This is a genomic window from Tsukamurella sp. M9C, from assembly GCF_020169415.1.
Taxonomy (GTDB): domain Bacteria; phylum Actinomycetota; class Actinomycetes; order Mycobacteriales; family Mycobacteriaceae; genus Tsukamurella.
The window spans coordinates 42,703-58,032 of sequence record NZ_JAIULG010000027.1; the positions used below are offsets into that span (position 1 = coordinate 42,703).

The 15,330-nt window shown below is 72.8% G+C and carries 12 protein-coding genes and 2 pseudogenes; 6 read left to right on the plus strand and 8 right to left on the minus strand.

Annotated elements, in window-relative coordinates:
- From LB823_RS14240 to LB823_RS14250, 3 genes are all read left to right on the plus strand, one after another.
- Nucleotides 1-356: diguanylate cyclase domain-containing protein (locus LB823_RS14240; protein ID WP_224647887.1), on the plus strand; the 356-nt coding region annotated here is incomplete at its 5' end.
- 101 nt (nucleotides 357-457) lie between these two features.
- Nucleotides 458-805 (plus strand): hypothetical protein, encoded by a 348-nt coding sequence (locus tag LB823_RS14245; RefSeq protein ID WP_224647888.1) that lies wholly within the window; start codon nucleotides 458-460, stop codon nucleotides 803-805.
- Entirely contained in the window at nucleotides 802-1,251 is a 450-nt protein-coding gene (locus LB823_RS14250; RefSeq protein WP_224647889.1) for a hypothetical protein, read from the plus strand. Before LB823_RS14245 ends, LB823_RS14250 begins: the two co-directional genes overlap by 4 nt.
- 4 nt (nucleotides 1,252-1,255) lie before the next feature.
- Here LB823_RS14250 and LB823_RS14255 read toward each other — a convergent pair whose 3' ends face one another.
- Complete coding sequence (locus LB823_RS14255; protein WP_224647890.1) at nucleotides 1,256-3,715, minus strand: HAD-IC family P-type ATPase; 2,460 nt, start codon at nucleotides 3,713-3,715, stop codon at nucleotides 1,256-1,258.
- 79 nt (nucleotides 3,716-3,794) lie between these two features.
- Here LB823_RS14255 and LB823_RS14260 point away from each other — a divergent pair, with 79 nt between their 5' ends.
- From LB823_RS14260 to LB823_RS14270, 3 genes are all read left to right on the plus strand, one after another.
- Nucleotides 3,795-4,943, plus strand: coding sequence for an MFS transporter (locus LB823_RS14260; protein ID WP_224647891.1), 1,149 nt, complete (start codon nucleotides 3,795-3,797; stop codon nucleotides 4,941-4,943).
- 18 nt (nucleotides 4,944-4,961) lie between these two features.
- Nucleotides 4,962-5,423 carry an SRPBCC family protein gene (locus LB823_RS14265; protein WP_224647892.1) on the plus strand — a complete coding sequence of 154 codons (462 nt, stop codon included), beginning with the start codon at nucleotides 4,962-4,964 and terminating at the stop codon, nucleotides 5,421-5,423.
- Between the two features lie 95 nt (nucleotides 5,424-5,518).
- Nucleotides 5,519-7,042, plus strand: a complete 1,524-nt coding sequence (locus LB823_RS14270; protein ID WP_224647893.1) for a long-chain fatty acid--CoA ligase — start codon at nucleotides 5,519-5,521, stop codon at nucleotides 7,040-7,042.
- A 24-nt stretch (nucleotides 7,043-7,066) separates the two neighbouring features.
- Here the strand turns inward: LB823_RS14270 and LB823_RS14275 are convergent, their stop codons facing one another.
- The 7 genes and pseudogenes from LB823_RS14275 to LB823_RS14305 form a co-directional block, all read right to left on the minus strand.
- The gene (locus LB823_RS14275; protein WP_224647894.1) at nucleotides 7,067-7,267 is read right to left on the minus strand and encodes a hypothetical protein; all 201 of its coding nucleotides are present in this window, start codon (nucleotides 7,265-7,267) and stop codon (nucleotides 7,067-7,069) included.
- An 84-nt stretch (nucleotides 7,268-7,351) separates the two neighbouring features.
- The gene (locus LB823_RS14280; protein WP_224647895.1) at nucleotides 7,352-9,985 is read right to left on the minus strand and encodes an AAA family ATPase; all 2,634 of its coding nucleotides are present in this window, start codon (nucleotides 9,983-9,985) and stop codon (nucleotides 7,352-7,354) included.
- Nucleotides 9,982-11,118, minus strand: coding sequence for a metallophosphoesterase (locus tag LB823_RS14285; RefSeq protein ID WP_224647896.1), 1,137 nt, complete (start codon nucleotides 11,116-11,118; stop codon nucleotides 9,982-9,984). Before LB823_RS14285 ends, LB823_RS14280 begins: the two co-directional genes overlap by 4 nt.
- A 78-nt stretch (nucleotides 11,119-11,196) precedes the next feature.
- Nucleotides 11,197-11,576, minus strand: a pseudogene (locus LB823_RS24100) (VapC toxin family PIN domain ribonuclease).
- A 101-nt stretch (nucleotides 11,577-11,677) separates the two neighbouring features.
- Nucleotides 11,678-11,830 (minus strand): annotated as a pseudogene (locus LB823_RS14295) (type II toxin-antitoxin system VapB family antitoxin); the annotation flags it as partial.
- Nucleotides 11,831-11,888: 58 nt separating this feature from the next.
- Nucleotides 11,889-12,638 (minus strand): hypothetical protein, encoded by a 750-nt coding sequence (locus tag LB823_RS14300; protein WP_224647898.1) that lies wholly within the window; start codon nucleotides 12,636-12,638, stop codon nucleotides 11,889-11,891.
- A 43-nt stretch (nucleotides 12,639-12,681) separates the two neighbouring features.
- Nucleotides 12,682-15,330, minus strand: a 2,649-nt coding sequence (locus tag LB823_RS14305; protein ID WP_224647899.1) for a DEAD/DEAH box helicase, incomplete at its 5' end; no start/stop codon positions are given.

The window sequence follows — 15,330 nt, forward strand, 5'->3', positions numbered from 1 at the left end:
TCGGCCACACCGTCGGAGACGGCGTCCTGCGCAACGTCGCGCGCCTGATCGCCACCGGGACCACGCCGAACGCCGTCGTCGCCCGCCTCGGCGGCGACGAGTTCGCCGTCATCAGCGCAGACCCCGAGCACGACTCGACCTTCCTGACCGAAACCATCCACCGAGACCCGGTGCGACTGCCCGACGGCAGCGCGGTGTCCCTGAGCATCGGGCTCGTCCACGTGGACCACGCCCCGACGGGCCGTTCCCCACGCACCGCGGAGGCCGTGCTCGACGACCTGAACGACCGCGCCGATCGCGCACTGAAGGCGAGCAAGACCGCAGGGCGGAACCGGACCACGACCATCGACCACTGATCGCGTACCGCGGCACGTCCTTCCGCGGAACCGCCACGTGCTCATGACGGGCACGATGCGCGGTGGTCCACAGAATCCGGCCGCCCGCCTACGATCGGGGCATGAGGATCGAATCCTTCGACCCCCGGGTCGTCACGGTCGAGGTGGACGTGCCGCCGCTCATGCTGATCGCGTGGTGGGGCGAGCCCCCGCCCCCACGGGACGGCGTGCTCCCGATCATGGGAGAACTCAGCGCCGAGCTGCGCATCGACGACGCCACGCTGCAGGACGTGCTGGCGAACGCCGACCGGATCATCCGCGAACACGCCTGGCACCCCGGGCACGGCCCCTACCAGGGTTACGAGATCTTCGCGCTGCACAAGCGGTTCCAGGAATCGCTGCCGTGGGATCACCCGGACCAGCGGTACCTCATCGGTCTTCGCGTGTGGGACAGCCGAGTCGCCCGGTGAGCCGCCCTGTGGTCGCCGAGGACTTCTTCGCCCCGGACGAGACCGCCGCGACCTACTCACCGGAGCTGCCGCGAACGACCCGCAGCCACAGCAGACTCATCGAGGAGTTCGGCGCTCCACGCACCCCCGAGGAGACCGCGCTCCTCGGGTGCCTGACGGCGCTGAGGGACGGTGGGATCACCGAGGAGTGGTGCGTCGGGGTGATCGATGCGGGCACCACCGGCGACCTGTTCCACGTCGTCTACCGCTGGTGGGACCAGCCCATCACGCTGGGATTCGCGACGGAGGCGACGACCTCACCGCTGTACGGCACCGTCGACGATCCGGAGACCGTCGGCCGCGACGCCGCCGCCTTCTGCATCGGCGAGCCGCTCGGGGCGCGTGCCGATCGCCTCGTCCGCGACGGGAACGGCGTGCACTGGTGGGGAACGCCGCTGCCCGGGTGAGGATTCAGGCCCGACGGTGCGCCACCGCGCGGAAGACCGACGGTGCCGCCCGCCGCAGGACCTCGACCAGCACGATCGACAGCCCGCCGAAGGCGAAGCCGGTGCCCACCATCGCAGGATCGCTGATGTCGAGGAAGAACTTCTCCTGCGCCAGCGGGATCGAGAACAGCACCACGTAGAACGCCACCGAGCCGCCGACCAGCAGGATCTTCCACCAGGTGTACGGGCGTGCCACGATCCCGAGGACCCACAGCGAGCCGACGAGCAGCGTGATCAGAGCGGCCGTCGAGGCCTGGATCTGCTCGACGCTCAGCGTCGCGGCCTTCCCGCCCAGCGCCGCGCCGGAGCCGCCCGGGTTCACCACGAGGTAGCACAGGAACGTCGCCAGGCCGATCCCCACGCCCGACGGTGCCGCGAGCCGCAGTACCCGCCCGACGAACCCGGTCTTGGCCCGTTCGTTGTTGGGCGCCAGGGACATGACGAAGGCGGGGATACCGATGGTGAACCAGGCCGCGATCGTCACGTGGATCGGCTGGAACGGGTACGAGATCGGCGCGAAGCCGAAGATCTTGGCGCCCAGGCCGGCCAGGCCGACGAGCCACGCCAGCAGAACGGCGTAGACGGTCTTGGTGAGGAAGAGGTTCGCGACGCGCTCGATGTTGCCGATCACGCGCCGCCCCTCCCCGACGACGTAGGGCAGGGTGGCGAACTTGTTGTCCAGCAGCACGATCTGCGCGACCGACCGCGCGGCGGAGCTGCCGGAGCCCATCGCCACGCCGATGTCGGAGTCCTTGAGCGCCAGCACGTCGTTCACGCCGTCGCCGGTCATGGCGACGGTGTCGCCGCGCGACTGCAGCGCCTTGACCATCGCCCGCTTCTGGTCGGGGCGCACCCGGCCGAAGGTCACGTTGTCGGTGACGACCTCGCCCAGCTCGTCGTTGTCCGACGGCAGCTTCCGCGCGTCGACCGACGAATCGGGCGAGCCCAGTCCCAGCGAGTGCGCGACCGCGCCCACCGAGACGGCGTTGTCGCCGGAGATCACCTTGACGGCGACGCCCTGCGAATCGAAGAAGTCGAGGGTGTCGCGGGCGTCGACGCGCACCCGCTGCTCCAGCGCGATCAGCGCCCGCGGCACCAGGTTCCCCGGCGCTTCCAGCCCGTCGACGTCGGTGTCCACCGGCACGTCGGTCGAGGCCACGAGCAGCACCCGCAGCCCCGTCGAGCCGAGCTCGGTGGCGCGCCGGGCACCGTCGGACTCGGGGTCGAGGAGGACGTCGGCGGCGCCGAGGATCCAGTTGCCCTGCGGCGCGGAACCGTCGGCGAGCGAGATCCCGGACCACTTCTTGGCGGAGCTGAACGGCGCCACGGCCGCGGCGCGCCAGTCCGGCGCGTCGGGGTACGCCTCGGCGATCGCCTGCACGCTGGCGTTGGGCCGCGGATCGAGCGCGGCGACGGCGGCGAGCGCGCGCTCGATGTCGGCGCGGTCCCCGTCGAGGACGTCGAGCTCCGAGAGGCGCATGCCGTTCTCGGTGAGCGTGCCCGTCTTGTCGGCGCACACCACGTTCACGCGGGCCAGGCCCTCGATCGCGGGCAGCTCCTGCACGAGGCACTTGCGCTGCCCGAGGCGCACCACGCCGACCGCGAAGGCGATCGAGGTCATGAGCACCAGCCCCTCGGGGACCATCGGGACCAGCGCCGCGACCATGCCCAAGATCGCCTGGTTGAGTTCCTGTTTCGAGATCACCAGCTGGTTGAAGACGGTGAGCAGGCCGGCGGGGACGAGCAGCCAGGTGATCACCTGCAGGATCTTGTCGATCCCGGAGCGGAGCTCGGAGTTGACCAGGGTGAACTTGCTGGCCTCGTCGGCGAGCTTCGCGGCGTAGGCGTCGGCGCCGACCTTCGTCGCGCGGTAGGCGCCCGAGCCGGAGACCACGAAGCTGCCGGAGAAGATCTCGTCGCCGAGTTGCTTGTCGACGGGATCGGCCTCGCCGGTGAGCAACGACTCGTCGACCTCGAGGGCCTCGAACTCGATGGTCTCGCCGTCGACCACGATCTGGTCGCCGGGGCCGATCTCGATGACGTCGTCGAGCACGACGTCCGACTGCCCCACCTCGGTGGCGACACCGTCGCGCCGCACCACCGGGTGGGCCTGCCCGACGATGGCCAGCGAGTCCAGCGTCTTCTTGGCGCGCAGCTCCTGGATGATGCCGATGCCCGAGTTGAAGACGATCAGCAGGCCGAACAGCCCGTTGATGAGCGAGCCCGTGAACAGCACCAGCAGGAACAGCACGCCGAGCATCGCATTGATTCGGGTGAAGACGTTGGCGCGGACGATGTCCCAGGTGCTCCTGCCCGACCGGTTGGGCAGCGTGTTGACCCGGCCGTCGCGTACCCGCTCCGCGACCTGCGCCGCGGTGAGGCCGGACGCGGGGACGCCGGAGGTCGTGTCGGGGGCAGCAGTCATGACCGCGAGTCTAATGACGCCCTCACGCTCGCGGCCTTGTGGTGATGCCCGTGACACCGCGTGTTGTTAGGTTCCCCTCGTGACCACGACGACGCGGCGCCGCGCTCTGTACCCCCTGTACGCCGCGGGCTTCACGACCGCCTTCGGCGCCCACAGCATCGCGGCGAGCCTCGGCGGCCTCACGGGCACGGTCGGTTCCCAGCTGTTGACGCTCGGGCTGCTGCTCGCTCTGTACGACGGCGCCGAGGTCCTGCTCAAGCCTGTCTTCGGCACGCTCGCCGACCGGATCGGGCCCCGCCCAGTGCTCCTCGGTGGCCTCGTGGCGTTCGCGGTCGCGTCGGCGGCCTTCGTGCTCGCGGGCGACGCAGGGTGGCTCGCGCTGGCAAGGTTCGCGCAGGGCGCGGCGGCCGCCGCCTTCTCCCCCGCCGCCAGCGCGATGGTCTCCCGGCTGACCCCGGACACCGCTCAGGGCCGCGCCTTCGGCGGCTACGGCGCATGGAAGGGCCTGGGCTACACGCTGGGTCCGGTGCTCGGCGGCGCGCTCATCTGGGCCGGCGGCTACCCCCTGTTGTTCGCTGTGCTCGGCGGCGTCTCGGCGCTCGTCGCCGCGTGGGCAATCGCCGCCGTGCCCGTGCTCCCGCCCCTGCCCCGGCAGCGGCAGACCGTCGTCGACCTGGCGCGCCGCCTCGGCTCGCGGTCCTTCCTGCTCCCCACGGCGGCGCTCGCGGGCTCCACCGGGGTGCTCGCCGTCGGCGTGGGCTTCCTGCCGGTCGCCGGGTCGCAGCACGGCATGGGACCGCTGTTCACCGGCGCGGTGGTCTCGGTGCTCGCGCTGACCGCCTCACTGATCCAGCCGCGCGCGGGTCGGGCGCGGGACGCAGGCCGTTTGTCCGACGGTGCGGGCATCGCCGCGGGCCTGGTCCTCAGCGCGCTCGGGCTGGTCGCCATCAGCATCCCCGGACCTGCCGGAATCGTGGTGTCCGCGATCGCCATCGGCGCGGGCGTGGGGCTGGTGACGCCGCTCGGCTTCGCGCACCTGGCGCAGAACTCCCCCAAGGAGCGGATGGGCCAGACGATGGGGTCCGCGGAGATCGGTCGCGAGCTCGGCGACGCGGGTGGACCACTGCTGGTGGGAGCGCTCGCCGCCGCCGCGGGACTCAGCGCGGGCTTCGCGGGCCTGACGGTGCTGCTGCTGGTGATCGCGCTCGCCGCGCTCCGACTGCGATAGCAAAGTAGTCTTCCGCGCATGACCGCCTTCACCGTTGAGCGATCCACCGATATCGCCGCGCCCGCCGACACCGTCTACGGCCTCATCGCCGACTTCCATGAGTGGCGCCTGTGGTCGCCCTGGGAGGGCCTCGATCCCCAGCTGCACCGCGAGTACACCGGGCCGTCGAGCGGGACGGGCGCGAGCTACGCCTGGAAGGGCAACCGCAAGGCCGGGGCCGGCCGGATGACGATCTCCGCCGTCGACCCCGGCAGCTCGGTCGACGTGGACCTCGAGTTCATCAAGCCGATGTCCTCGAACAACCACGTGCGCTTCGACATCGTGCCGTCGACGGACGGCGTCGAGGTCACCTGGACCATGACCGGCGAGACCAGCGGCCTGTTCTCGCTCCTCGGCCGGATCGTCCCGATGGACAAGTTCGCCGGCAAGGACTTCGAGAAGGGCCTCGCCGCCCTGAAGGCGCGGGCGGAGAACGCCTAGCTGCTGCGGACGCAGAGAATCTGACAAATCGGCACCCGCGGGGACCTCGGGCGGAGAAGATCAGTGCCACCTTCCCCGCACGTCAAGGAGTCACCATGCCCGCTCGCCCCGCAGTCGACCTCGGATCCTGGATCGCGCGCCGCGCGGCCGTGAGCGCGGACCGCCCCGCCATCACCTACGGCGACACCACGTGGAGCTACCGGGAGCTCGCCGACCGGGTCGATCGCCTGGCCGCCGAGCTGGCGGCCGGCGGCGTGCGCCCGGGCGACCGCGTGGGCTACGTGGGCTTCAACCACCCCGACTTCCTCACCACGATGTTCGCCGCCTCCCGCGCGGGCGCGGTCTTCGTGCCGCTGAACTTCCGCCTGACCTCGGCGGAGCTCGAGTACATCCTCACGGACGCGGGCGTGCACACGCTGGTGGCCGACGCCGACCGCGCCGCCGTCGTGGAGCCCGTGCGGGCCTCGTCGGGCCTGACGCGCGCGATCGCGTTGGAGCCCGTCGACGGCTGGGAGCAGCTCGACGCCCTGCTCGCGGAGCGCGCGCCGATCGCGGAGCCGCGGTCGCCGGCGGAGGACGATCTCGCACTGATCATGTACACCTCGGGCACGACGGGCCGCCCCAAGGGCGCGATGCTCACGCACGGAAACATGTTCTGGAACAACATGAACGCGCTGCTGAGCCTCGACACCATGTCGACCGACATCAGCCTCGTCGCGGCGCCGCTGTTCCACATCGGCGGCCTCAACGTGACCACGCTGATCACCCTGCAGAAGGGCGGGCAGCTGGTGATCCTGCCCGCCTTCGACCCCACCGCCGCGCTGCAGCTCATCGAGAAGCACCGCGTGACCACGATGTTCGGCGTGCCCGCGATGTTCCTGTTCATGAGCCAGGTGCCGGCCTTCGAGACCGCGGACCTCTCCAGCGTCCGCCAGTTCACCTGCGGCGGCGCGCCGGTCCCCGAGCCGCTCATCGCGCTCTACAACGGCCGGAGCATCCCCTTCTGCCAGGGGTACGGGCTCACCGAGACCGCGCCGCTCGCCCTGGTCATGGACGTCTACGACACCGCCCGCAAGATCGGCGCCGCCGGCCACCACGTGCTGCCGCTCTCCGAGGTCGCGCTGCTCGGGCCCGACGGTGCCCCCGCCCCGGCCGGGGAGCGCGGCGAGGTCTGCGTGCGCGGCCCGCAGGTCACGCCCGGCTACTGGCAGAACCCCGACGCCACCGGTGCCGCCATCGACGCCGACGGCTGGTTCCACACCGGCGACGTGGGCGAGCAGGACGAGGACGGCTACGTCACCGTCGTCGACCGCGTAAAGGACATGGTGATCTCGGGCGGCGAGAACGTCTACCCCGCCGAGGTCGAATCCGTGCTGTACCGGCACCCGTCGATCGCGGAGGTCGCGATCATCGGTACGCCGCACGAGAAGTGGGGCGAGGCCGTGACCGCGATCGTCGCGCTCAAGCCCGAGGCCTCGCTCACGCTGGAGGAGGTCCGCGAGTTCGCGAGGGACTCCCTCGCGCCGTACAAGCTGCCGCTGGCCCTGCACCTCGTGGACGCCCTCCCCCGCAACCCCGCGGGCAAGGTGCTCAAGTTCAAGCTCCGCGAACAGGTGTAGTCGGAAGGCGCCCCGGCGCCGGAATCACGGCCCGTCGTGCGGCGGCTGCTGCTGGTACGGCGCTGGGCCGGGCGCGCCGGGCCCCTGCCCGTACGGCCCCGGAGAGTACGGAGGCTGCTTCGGCTTCGTCAGGGCCCTGACGATCAGCACCACCGCGGCGATGACCGCTGCGACCACCACGGCGACGATGAGCAGGAAGATGATCGACCCGTACATGATTCCCATGTCTCTCAGCGTGCCACGATGCCCGGCCCGCTCACGTGGCAATCGCGGACGCCCTGCAGAGGTCGCACGTTCCCGAGCGCCGATCTAGCCGAGGGCGACCTCGGTGACGCCGTCGCGGCCGCGGAGGGCGTCGAACCGGCCGGCGACGCAGCTGAAGACGATCACCTGCGCGTCGCGGCCGGCCTCGACCAGGGCGTCGGCCATCGCACCGAGGCGCGTGGGGTCGCTGTGGCCGAGCGCGTCGTCGAAGATGACAGGGGCGCCGTCGGCACCGTCGACCAGGCGGGCGCAGGCCAGCCGGCTGAGAACGCCCAGCTGCTCCTGCGCGCCGCCCGACAGGGAGTCGAAGGGCACGGTGACTCCGTCGACGGTGCGCGAGGCGATGGTCAGATCGTCGCCGACGGTGATGGTGAGCGGATCACCGAAGACGGTGCGGCCCAGCTCTTCCAGCGCCCGCTGGTACGGCGCCTGGACGCGGGCGCGGCGGGCGTCGCGGTGCGCCGTCAGGGTCTCGTGCAGCAGCGCCGCCGCGCGGGCGCGCTCCTCCACCGACGTCTGGGCGCGGGCCGCGTGCACGTGCTCCGCCTCGGCCGCGTCGAGCCGGTCGCGGCGGCCGTCGGCCTGGAACAGCTGCAGCTGGCCGTTCAGGCCGGCGAGTTCCTCCCGCGCCGACGCCTCCGCGGCGCGGGCCCGCTCGTCCTGCGCGCGGGCGGCCGCGAGCCTGGCGGCGAAACCGGCGACGTCGGCCTCCCGGGCGGCGGCCTCGTGCGCTGCGACCTCGGCCGCGGCGGCCTCCCGCGCGGTGACGGCGGCGTCCGCGGCGGTGCCCACGGCGTCGTCGGCGGACTCCGCCCGGGCGCGCTCCAGCTCCGCCGTCAGCTCGGAGGCCTGCTGGTCGAAGTGCTGCAACCGATCGGCCGCGACCTGCGCGTCGGTGGTCGCCCGATGCAGCTCCTGCTGCTTCTGCCCGAGCTGCTCGCGCGTCTGCCGCTCCTCGCCGCGCGAGGCGACCTCCGCCTGCGTGGCGTCCATGAGGTTCGCCTTGGCCCGCTCCGGGTCCACTGCCAGCAGCTCGGGGTCGACCGCGGCCTCCAGCGCGACGATCCGCTCCGCCGACTCCTCCGCCAGCTGCCGGAGCTCGGCGAGGGTGTTGTCGCCGAGCGCGTGGGCGAGGGCGATCCGCGCCTCCTGCAGCTCGATCTCGACGGCGTCACGCTGCTCGTGCAGCTCGCGTGCCGCGGCGACGTCCTCCGCCCCCGCGTCGCGGCAGGCGGCGAGCAGCGCGGTGTGGGCGGCCTTCACCTCAGCGGCGGCGTCGGCGCTCTCGCCGCGCTGCACGACCTCGATCCGGACCGCGCCGGGCACTTCGATCACGGTGCCGTTCCCCGCGACGACCTCGACCGGCTCCTCGCCGATGTTGCGTCCGTCGACGAGCACGTCGGAGAAGCCGAGGCGCTCGAGCGTCAGCGTCGCGGCGAGCGCCGAGAACCGGGCCTGCGCCTTCTCGTACCGCTGCTCCGCGACCGCGATGGTCTGCAGGGCACGGCGGTCGATCGGGTTCGCGGCGAGCCGGTTCCGTGCGTCCTCCACGTCCTTACCGAGCAGCTGCGCCTGCTCGATCCGCTTCACGGTGCGCTGATAGCCCACGGACTCGCGGGCGTAGTCGACGGCGTACTGCGCCTGCGACTTCCGCTCCCGCCGGTCGGCCGAGACCGCCGACAGCTCGTGCACCGTCGTCTCGAGCCAGGACGCCTCCGCGGCCAGTACCTCGCGATCCGCGAGCGCCCGGTCGCGCTGGGTCCGGACCTGCGCGGTGCGCTCCACGGCGAGGGCCTGCCGGTCGATCAGCCGCCGCCGGCGGTTGGCGGCGTCGCCCGCGTGCTGCTCGCGCAGCACCGACGATTCGAGCACGGAGCGGGACTGCGCCAGCCGCGACTGGAGCGCGCCGATCCGCTCCTGATCCGCACTGAGCGCCTCCAGCGCCGCGGCGGCAGCGGACCGTCGTTCCACCAGGGCCCCGAGGCGGGCGGAGGCGAGGGCGTGCTGCTCGACCACCCGGTCGACCTCGCGCAGCGCGGCCTCGGCCTCGTCCAGCGCGGTGCGGGCGGCGGCCTCACGGGCGCGGGCGGAGGAGAGCTCGCCCGTGGGGCGCCCTGTCGGAGTGAAGTAGCGGGCCCGCTCCGCGGCCACGGCCTCGGCGAGCCGCTCGGCACCCGGCTCGTCCTCCCCCGCGCCGCCGGACGCGGAGTCCAGCGCCTTCGCGAACGCGGCGCTGTCGCGCAGCGAGGGCTGCCCGGGGCCGGGGCCCTGCAGCACGGTGAGCGCGGCGAGCAGGTCACCGTCGACGTGCGCGGCCATCTGTTCGGCCACCCACGACTCGGCGCTGCCGCCGGTGAGCTGCAGTGGCGTGGGCTCCAGCACCGTCAGCACGGTGCCGGGGCGGCGGTGGTACTGCTTGGCGTAGACGAAGCGGTTGGGGCCGACGGTCAGCTCGGCCTCGACGAACGGGCCGGCGTCGCGGTGCGCGGGGCACACGGCCTCGACCCGCTGCGACTTCGACGTGGCCTTGACCTCCAGCAGCAGCTGCAGCGCCTCGACCATCGACGACTTGCCCGCCTCATTGGGGCCGTGCAACAGCGTGACGCCGGTGTCGGCGAAGGCGATCTCACGCTCGGCGACGCCGCGGAAATCCTTGACCGCCAGGCGATGCAGCCTCATGCACCCACCTCCTGGCGGGTGAGGCGGTAGAGCAGGGCGAGCGCGCCGGAGGCGTCGGCCGCGCGCTCCCCGCCGCTGCGCGCGACGCCGAGCAGCTCCTGCGCGGCGTCGGCGGCCGGGCCGGTGAGCTCGAGCGCGTCCAGCTCCTCCTCGCCCGGGAGCACCGCGAGGTCGGTCTTGCGCTCCCACAGCTCGACCGCCGCGAACCGCGCCCGCAGGGCCTCGATCTCGGCATCCAACCGGGCCTTCGCCGCCAGCCCGACGGTGCCGGTGAAGCCGACCTTGACCACGGTGCGGTCCTTGTCCGGCAGCGCCGCGAGCGCGCCGACGGCCGCATCCACGTCGCGCTCGGCGGTGAGCGGGAACTCGCGGGCGGCGAACCGCCAGGAGCCGACCCGTGCCGGCTCGACCCGCGCCGGGCCCTCCTCGGGCACGTCGACGACGAGGACCGAGCCCGAGCCCGCCTCCTTGTGGTCGAAGTTGGTGACCTCGGGGGCGCCGGAGTACCAGACGCCCGCGGCGACCTCGGTGACCGAGTGCCGGTCCCCGAGGGCGACGTAGCGCAGCTCGCCCGCGGCGATCCGCTCCGACAGGGCGGCGACGTCGATGAGGCGCTGGTCGCGCGCGCCGACGGGCAGGGTGCCGCCGTGCCCGACGGCGACGCGGATCACGCCCGCAGCCGGCGGCGCGGCCGCGGCGACGGCCTCGGTGAGCGGATCCCCGGCGGGGTGCTTGGAGAACCACGGCGCGGCCAACAGCTCGACGCCCGGACGCACCTCGTGCACGCCGGGACTCTCGAGCACCATGACGTTGGCCGGGCGGTGCCGCCGGAAGACCTCGGACGTGTAGATCGAGGCGGCGTCCAGCGGATCGTGATTGCCGGGCAGCAGGTAGACGGGGCGGCCGATCGCGGCGATCCGGTCGAGGCTGCGGGCGACGACGGCGGGGGCGAGCCGGTTGTCCTCGAAGACGTCACCGCAGACGACGACGAACTCCGCCTCCCGCTCGGCCGCAACGGCCCCGAGGCGGGAGATCGCGTCCAGCCGGGCGTCGGTGAACCGGGCCTGCGCGTCCGCATCGAGGAAGTGCCGGGTCATCCCCAGTTGCCAGTCCGCCGTGTGCAGAAAGCGCATGCCCGTCACCCCCTCGTAGGTCGCCCCTCAGGGTAGTGACCCCCACCGACAGGTTCCGTCACCGACGCGGCCGAACGATCAGCTCGCCGTCGGTCCGACGACGCGTCGCGCCTGCACATCAGGGAGAAGGCGGTCGGCGAGTTCGAAGTCGGCGTCGTCGTGGAGGATGACGAGGCCGCGGGCCGCGGCGGTCGCGCAGACGAGCAGGCGACCACGGACAACGCGCGCACCGCGCCGACCTTCGCGAGACGGTACTGCGCCGACTCGATCCACCGCCAGCTCGCCTTCGGGACCGGAACGTCCGGGTAGAGGTCGATGAACATCGCACTCATCTGGTCGAACTCATCGGCGTTCCGCGCAGCCCCGCGGTACTCGGCTCGTTGAGGGTCGCACGACCCGATCGCACCGCTGAGCTGGGCTTCCAGCCACTGTCCCGTCAGCTCAGGGTCCCGCTGCAGTCGCCACACCGCCGAGGAATCCGCGAGGAACTGAATCAACGCACCGCCTTCTCGTCGGCACGTGCTGCGACCCACCCGTCGTAGTCCCACGTTTTCGCCCGCTCACGGGAGCGCGCAAGCGCTTCGACACGGCGAAACCGGTCGACATAGTCGCTCAGCGCGAGGTTCACCGCCTCCTTCTTGGTGCGGACCCCCGCCAGCCGCATGACCTCGGCCAGCGCCTCGTCGTCGAGGTCGATCTGTGTGACTGACATGCGCAACCTCCTTGTCGGCTCTGTATGCAGACCACCAACATCATCCACATTGCGCAGCTCAGCGCGGGTCGCGGAGGCGGTCGTAGAGCTCGGCGAGCTCGTCCTGGGCCTCGGCGACGTCGGCGGGCTTCGTGCCCGTACGCCGCACCGCCGTGCGCAGCAGCGCCGGGTCGAGCAGGGTCATGGCATCGATCGGGGACGGCTCGGGCAGCGGTGGCAGGTCGTAGCCCTCCCCGTAGAAGGCCGCGGCGCCGGCGTCCCAGGAATCTCCCTCCCAGTCGCCGCGGGCACCGTCGGCCTCCGGACTCGACGGTGCCCGCGACGGCTCGGACGTGCTGACGCGGGCGAGCAGCCCGGCGAGGGGGACGCCCGCGAAGTCGAGGACCAGCGACGGGTCGCCGTCGGCGGCGGCGCAGAACTCGTAGGTGACGGCGAGGGCGTGTACGCAGGCGCCGGAGTCGTCGGGGCAGGCGCAGTCGACGATCACGTCGGAGGCGGTCTCGGGCAGCACCAGCTCCCCCAGCGTGCGCCCCAGTTCGCCGCGGGTGACGCCGAGCAGCTCCGCCGTCGCGCCCTGGGCGACGAGCAGCGAGACCACCGCGGCCGCGTCGCCGGGCACCCGGGCGAGCGCGACGCCGAACGGGTCCAACTGACTGCCCTGCACCGTCGCGGTGATCGACGCGGGCACCACGGCCAGGGAGTACACCTGGTGCTCCTGGTAGAGCCGCCGCGCGTACTGGACCTTGCGCCGCTCCGTGACCTCCTCGCGCTGCTGGATGAGCCGCCGGCTGAACCACGTCGCACCCATGGGCCGCGCGGTGTCGCGCGCCTTTCTCGGCGATCGCGCCATCTCAGACCACCGCCTCGTCGCGCAGGGCGACCAGCTCGTAGAGCTCGTCGTTGTTCAGCTCGGTCAGCCAGGCCTCGCCCGTCTGTACCGTCATCGACGAGAGCTCCTTCTTGGCCGCGATCACCCCGTCGATCCGCTCCTCCAACGTCCCCGCGCAGACGAACTTGCGGACCTGGACCGCCCGCGTCTGGCCGATGCGGAAGGCGCGGTCGGTGGCCTGGTTCTCGACCGCCGGGTTCCACCAGCGGTCCACGTGGATCACGTGATTCGCGGCGGTGAGGTTGAGGCCCGTACCGCCGGACTGCACCGTCGCGACGAGGGCGGGGGCGCCGTCGCCGGACTGGAACCGCGCGACCATCGCGTCGCGTTCGGTGCGGGGCACGGCACCGTCGAGCACGGGCACCTCGGCGCCGAGCAGGCCGGTGAGCCAGGGCTGGAGCATGCGCGCGAACTCGGCGTACTGGGTGAAGACCAGAGCGCGCTCGCCCTCGTCGGCGACGGTGGTGAGGATGTCGGCGAGCAGCTCGACCTTGCCCGAGCGGTGCTGCCCGCGGCGCAGCAGCGGCGAGCCGTCGCCGAGGTAGTGCGCGGGGTGGTTGCAGATCTGCTTGAGCCGGGTCAGCGAGGCCAGCACCAGGCCGCGCCGGCCCATGCCCTGCGACTCCCGCAGCTCCTCGACGAGCCTGTTGAGCGTGGCCTGGTACAGCCCCGCCTGCTCGGACGTGAGCGAGGCGCGCACCGTGAACTCGGCCTTCTCGGGCAGCTCCGGCGCGATGGCGGGGTCGGTCTTCTCGCGCCGCAGGATGAACGGCGAGGTCAGGGTGTTGAGCCGGCGCACGGCCGCTTTGTCCTGCTCCCGCTCGATGGGCAGCGCGAACCGATTGCGGAAGGTGCGGGCCGAGCCGAGCAGGCCCGGGTTGACCAGGTCGATCACGGCGCGCAGATCCTCGAGGCGGTTCTCGACCGGCGTGCCGGTGAGCGCGACGCGGTGCGCCGCGGGGATCGACCGGAGCGCCTTCGCGGCGGCGGTGTTGACGTTCTTGACGTGCTGCGCCTCGTCGACCACGACGCGGCCCCAGTGGTGCCCCGCGAGCAGCTCCCGGTCGCGCGCGGCGAGCGCGAAGGTGGTGACCACGACGTCCGAGGCCGCCGCGACCCGCCCGAACTCCTCGCCGGTCGGCCGGTCGGTGCCGTGGTGCACGTGCACGTTCAGGCCCGGGGCGAAGCGCTGCGCCTCGGCGACCCAGTTGCCGACCACCGACATCGGGCAGACCAGCAGCGTCGGCCGCACCGACTCCCCCGCCTCGCGCTCGTGGCAGAGCAGCGCGAGCACCTGGATCGTCTTGCCCAGGCCCATGTCGTCGGCGAGGACGGCGCCGATGCCGCTGTGCCACAGCGTGACCAGCCACTCGAGCCCGCGCAGCTGATAATCGCGCAGCACCGCCTTCAGCGTCGACGGTGCCGTCACCTCAGCCGGGGCGATGGTGCCGCCGCGGTAGACCGAGTCGAGCCAGCCGAGCCCGTCGACGGCGGCGAGCGGCGCCGGCAGGGCCGCGGGATCGGCGATCATCCCCAGCAGGTCGCTCAGGTCCGTACCGGACTCCGCGGCGGAGCGCTGCTCGGCGACGAACCGCGCCGCCTGTGCCAGGGTGCGGCGGTCGGCGCGCACCCACTTGCCGCGGACCTCGACCAGCCCCGACGCCGAGTTCGCCAGGGAGGCCAGCTCGCTCGCGGTGAGCACGGTGTCGCCGACGGCGAGCTGCCAGGCGAAGTCCTTGATCTCGGCGAGCCCGGCCTGCACCGTGAGCGCCGTGCGCCCTGGCTGCTCCCGCCCGACGAGCCGCAGCGCGGGGCGGACCGTCGCGATCGAGGCGGGCAGCAACACCTCGTACCCCGCCTTCGTCAGCCCGGGCGCGCCCTCGAGGAACAGCGCCTCCGCCTCCTCGGTGGTGAGCAGGAAGTCCAGCGAGGAGTCGTCCTGCGCGACTCGCTTGAGCGGCGGATACACGGCCAGGGCCCGCGCCAGCTCGCCCGCGAGATCGTCCAGGTCGACGGGGCTCATCCGGGCGGGGTCGGCCCGCACGGGCGCGGCGCCGGGGACGCGGCGGCAGACCTCGAGCCGCCACGGCGTCCCGCCGGGCGTGGCACGCGGCGCCAGCGGGTTCTCGCCCACGCTGCGGCCGTCGGGCTCGACGAGGCGCAGCACCAGCAGGGTCTCGGCGGAGCGGACGCTGCCCGCCCACTCGGTCCACGCGGCGGCGGCCCCGGCATCGGCGACGGACCGGGGCGGGAGCGGCTCACCGTCGACCAGGGCACGCAGGGACGGCGCCGCGACCCAGGACCACGGCCCGTCGCCGAGCCGCAGGCGGGCGTACCGGTCAGTGAGCTCCGCTCCCATGTCGAGGACGGCGCCGAGGTCTCCCGTGCGGCGCAGCACCGGCGGCATCGCGGCGGCCGCGGTCTGCACCCAGGTGCGCCACTGCACGGACTCGACGGGCGCCCATCGGACGATCCACTCGCCGTCGTCGCTCCGGAGCGCGGGCGTCACGGCCCCGGCGGCGACGAACCGCTCGACGGACTTCGCGACCCAGCGCAAGTAGCGCAGGTCGCCGGCACCGTCGGACGGGGAGAGCTCATCGAGCAGCGCGGC

Excerpts from the sequence above, each read along its gene's own strand:
- LB823_RS14265 (WP_224647892.1), top strand. The coding sequence starts at position 4,962 with ATGACCGCCTTCACCGTTGAGCGATCCACCGATATCGCCGCGCCCGCC.
- LB823_RS14255 (WP_224647890.1), bottom strand. The coding sequence starts at position 3,715 with ATGACTGCTGCCCCCGACACGACCTCCGGCGTCCCCGCGTCCGGCCTC.
- LB823_RS14300 (WP_224647898.1), bottom strand. The coding sequence starts at position 12,638 with ATGGGTGCGACGTGGTTCAGCCGGCGGCTCATCCAGCAGCGCGAGGAG.
- LB823_RS14275 (WP_224647894.1), bottom strand. The coding sequence starts at position 7,267 with ATGGGAATCATGTACGGGTCGATCATCTTCCTGCTCATCGTCGCCGTG.
- LB823_RS14270 (WP_224647893.1), top strand. The coding sequence starts at position 5,519 with ATGCCCGCTCGCCCCGCAGTCGACCTCGGATCCTGGATCGCGCGCCGC.
- LB823_RS14245 (WP_224647888.1), top strand. The coding sequence starts at position 458 with ATGAGGATCGAATCCTTCGACCCCCGGGTCGTCACGGTCGAGGTGGAC.
- LB823_RS14285 (WP_224647896.1), bottom strand. The coding sequence starts at position 11,118 with ATGCGCTTTCTGCACACGGCGGACTGGCAACTGGGGATGACCCGGCAC.
- LB823_RS14280 (WP_224647895.1), bottom strand. The coding sequence starts at position 9,985 with ATGAGGCTGCATCGCCTGGCGGTCAAGGATTTCCGCGGCGTCGCCGAG.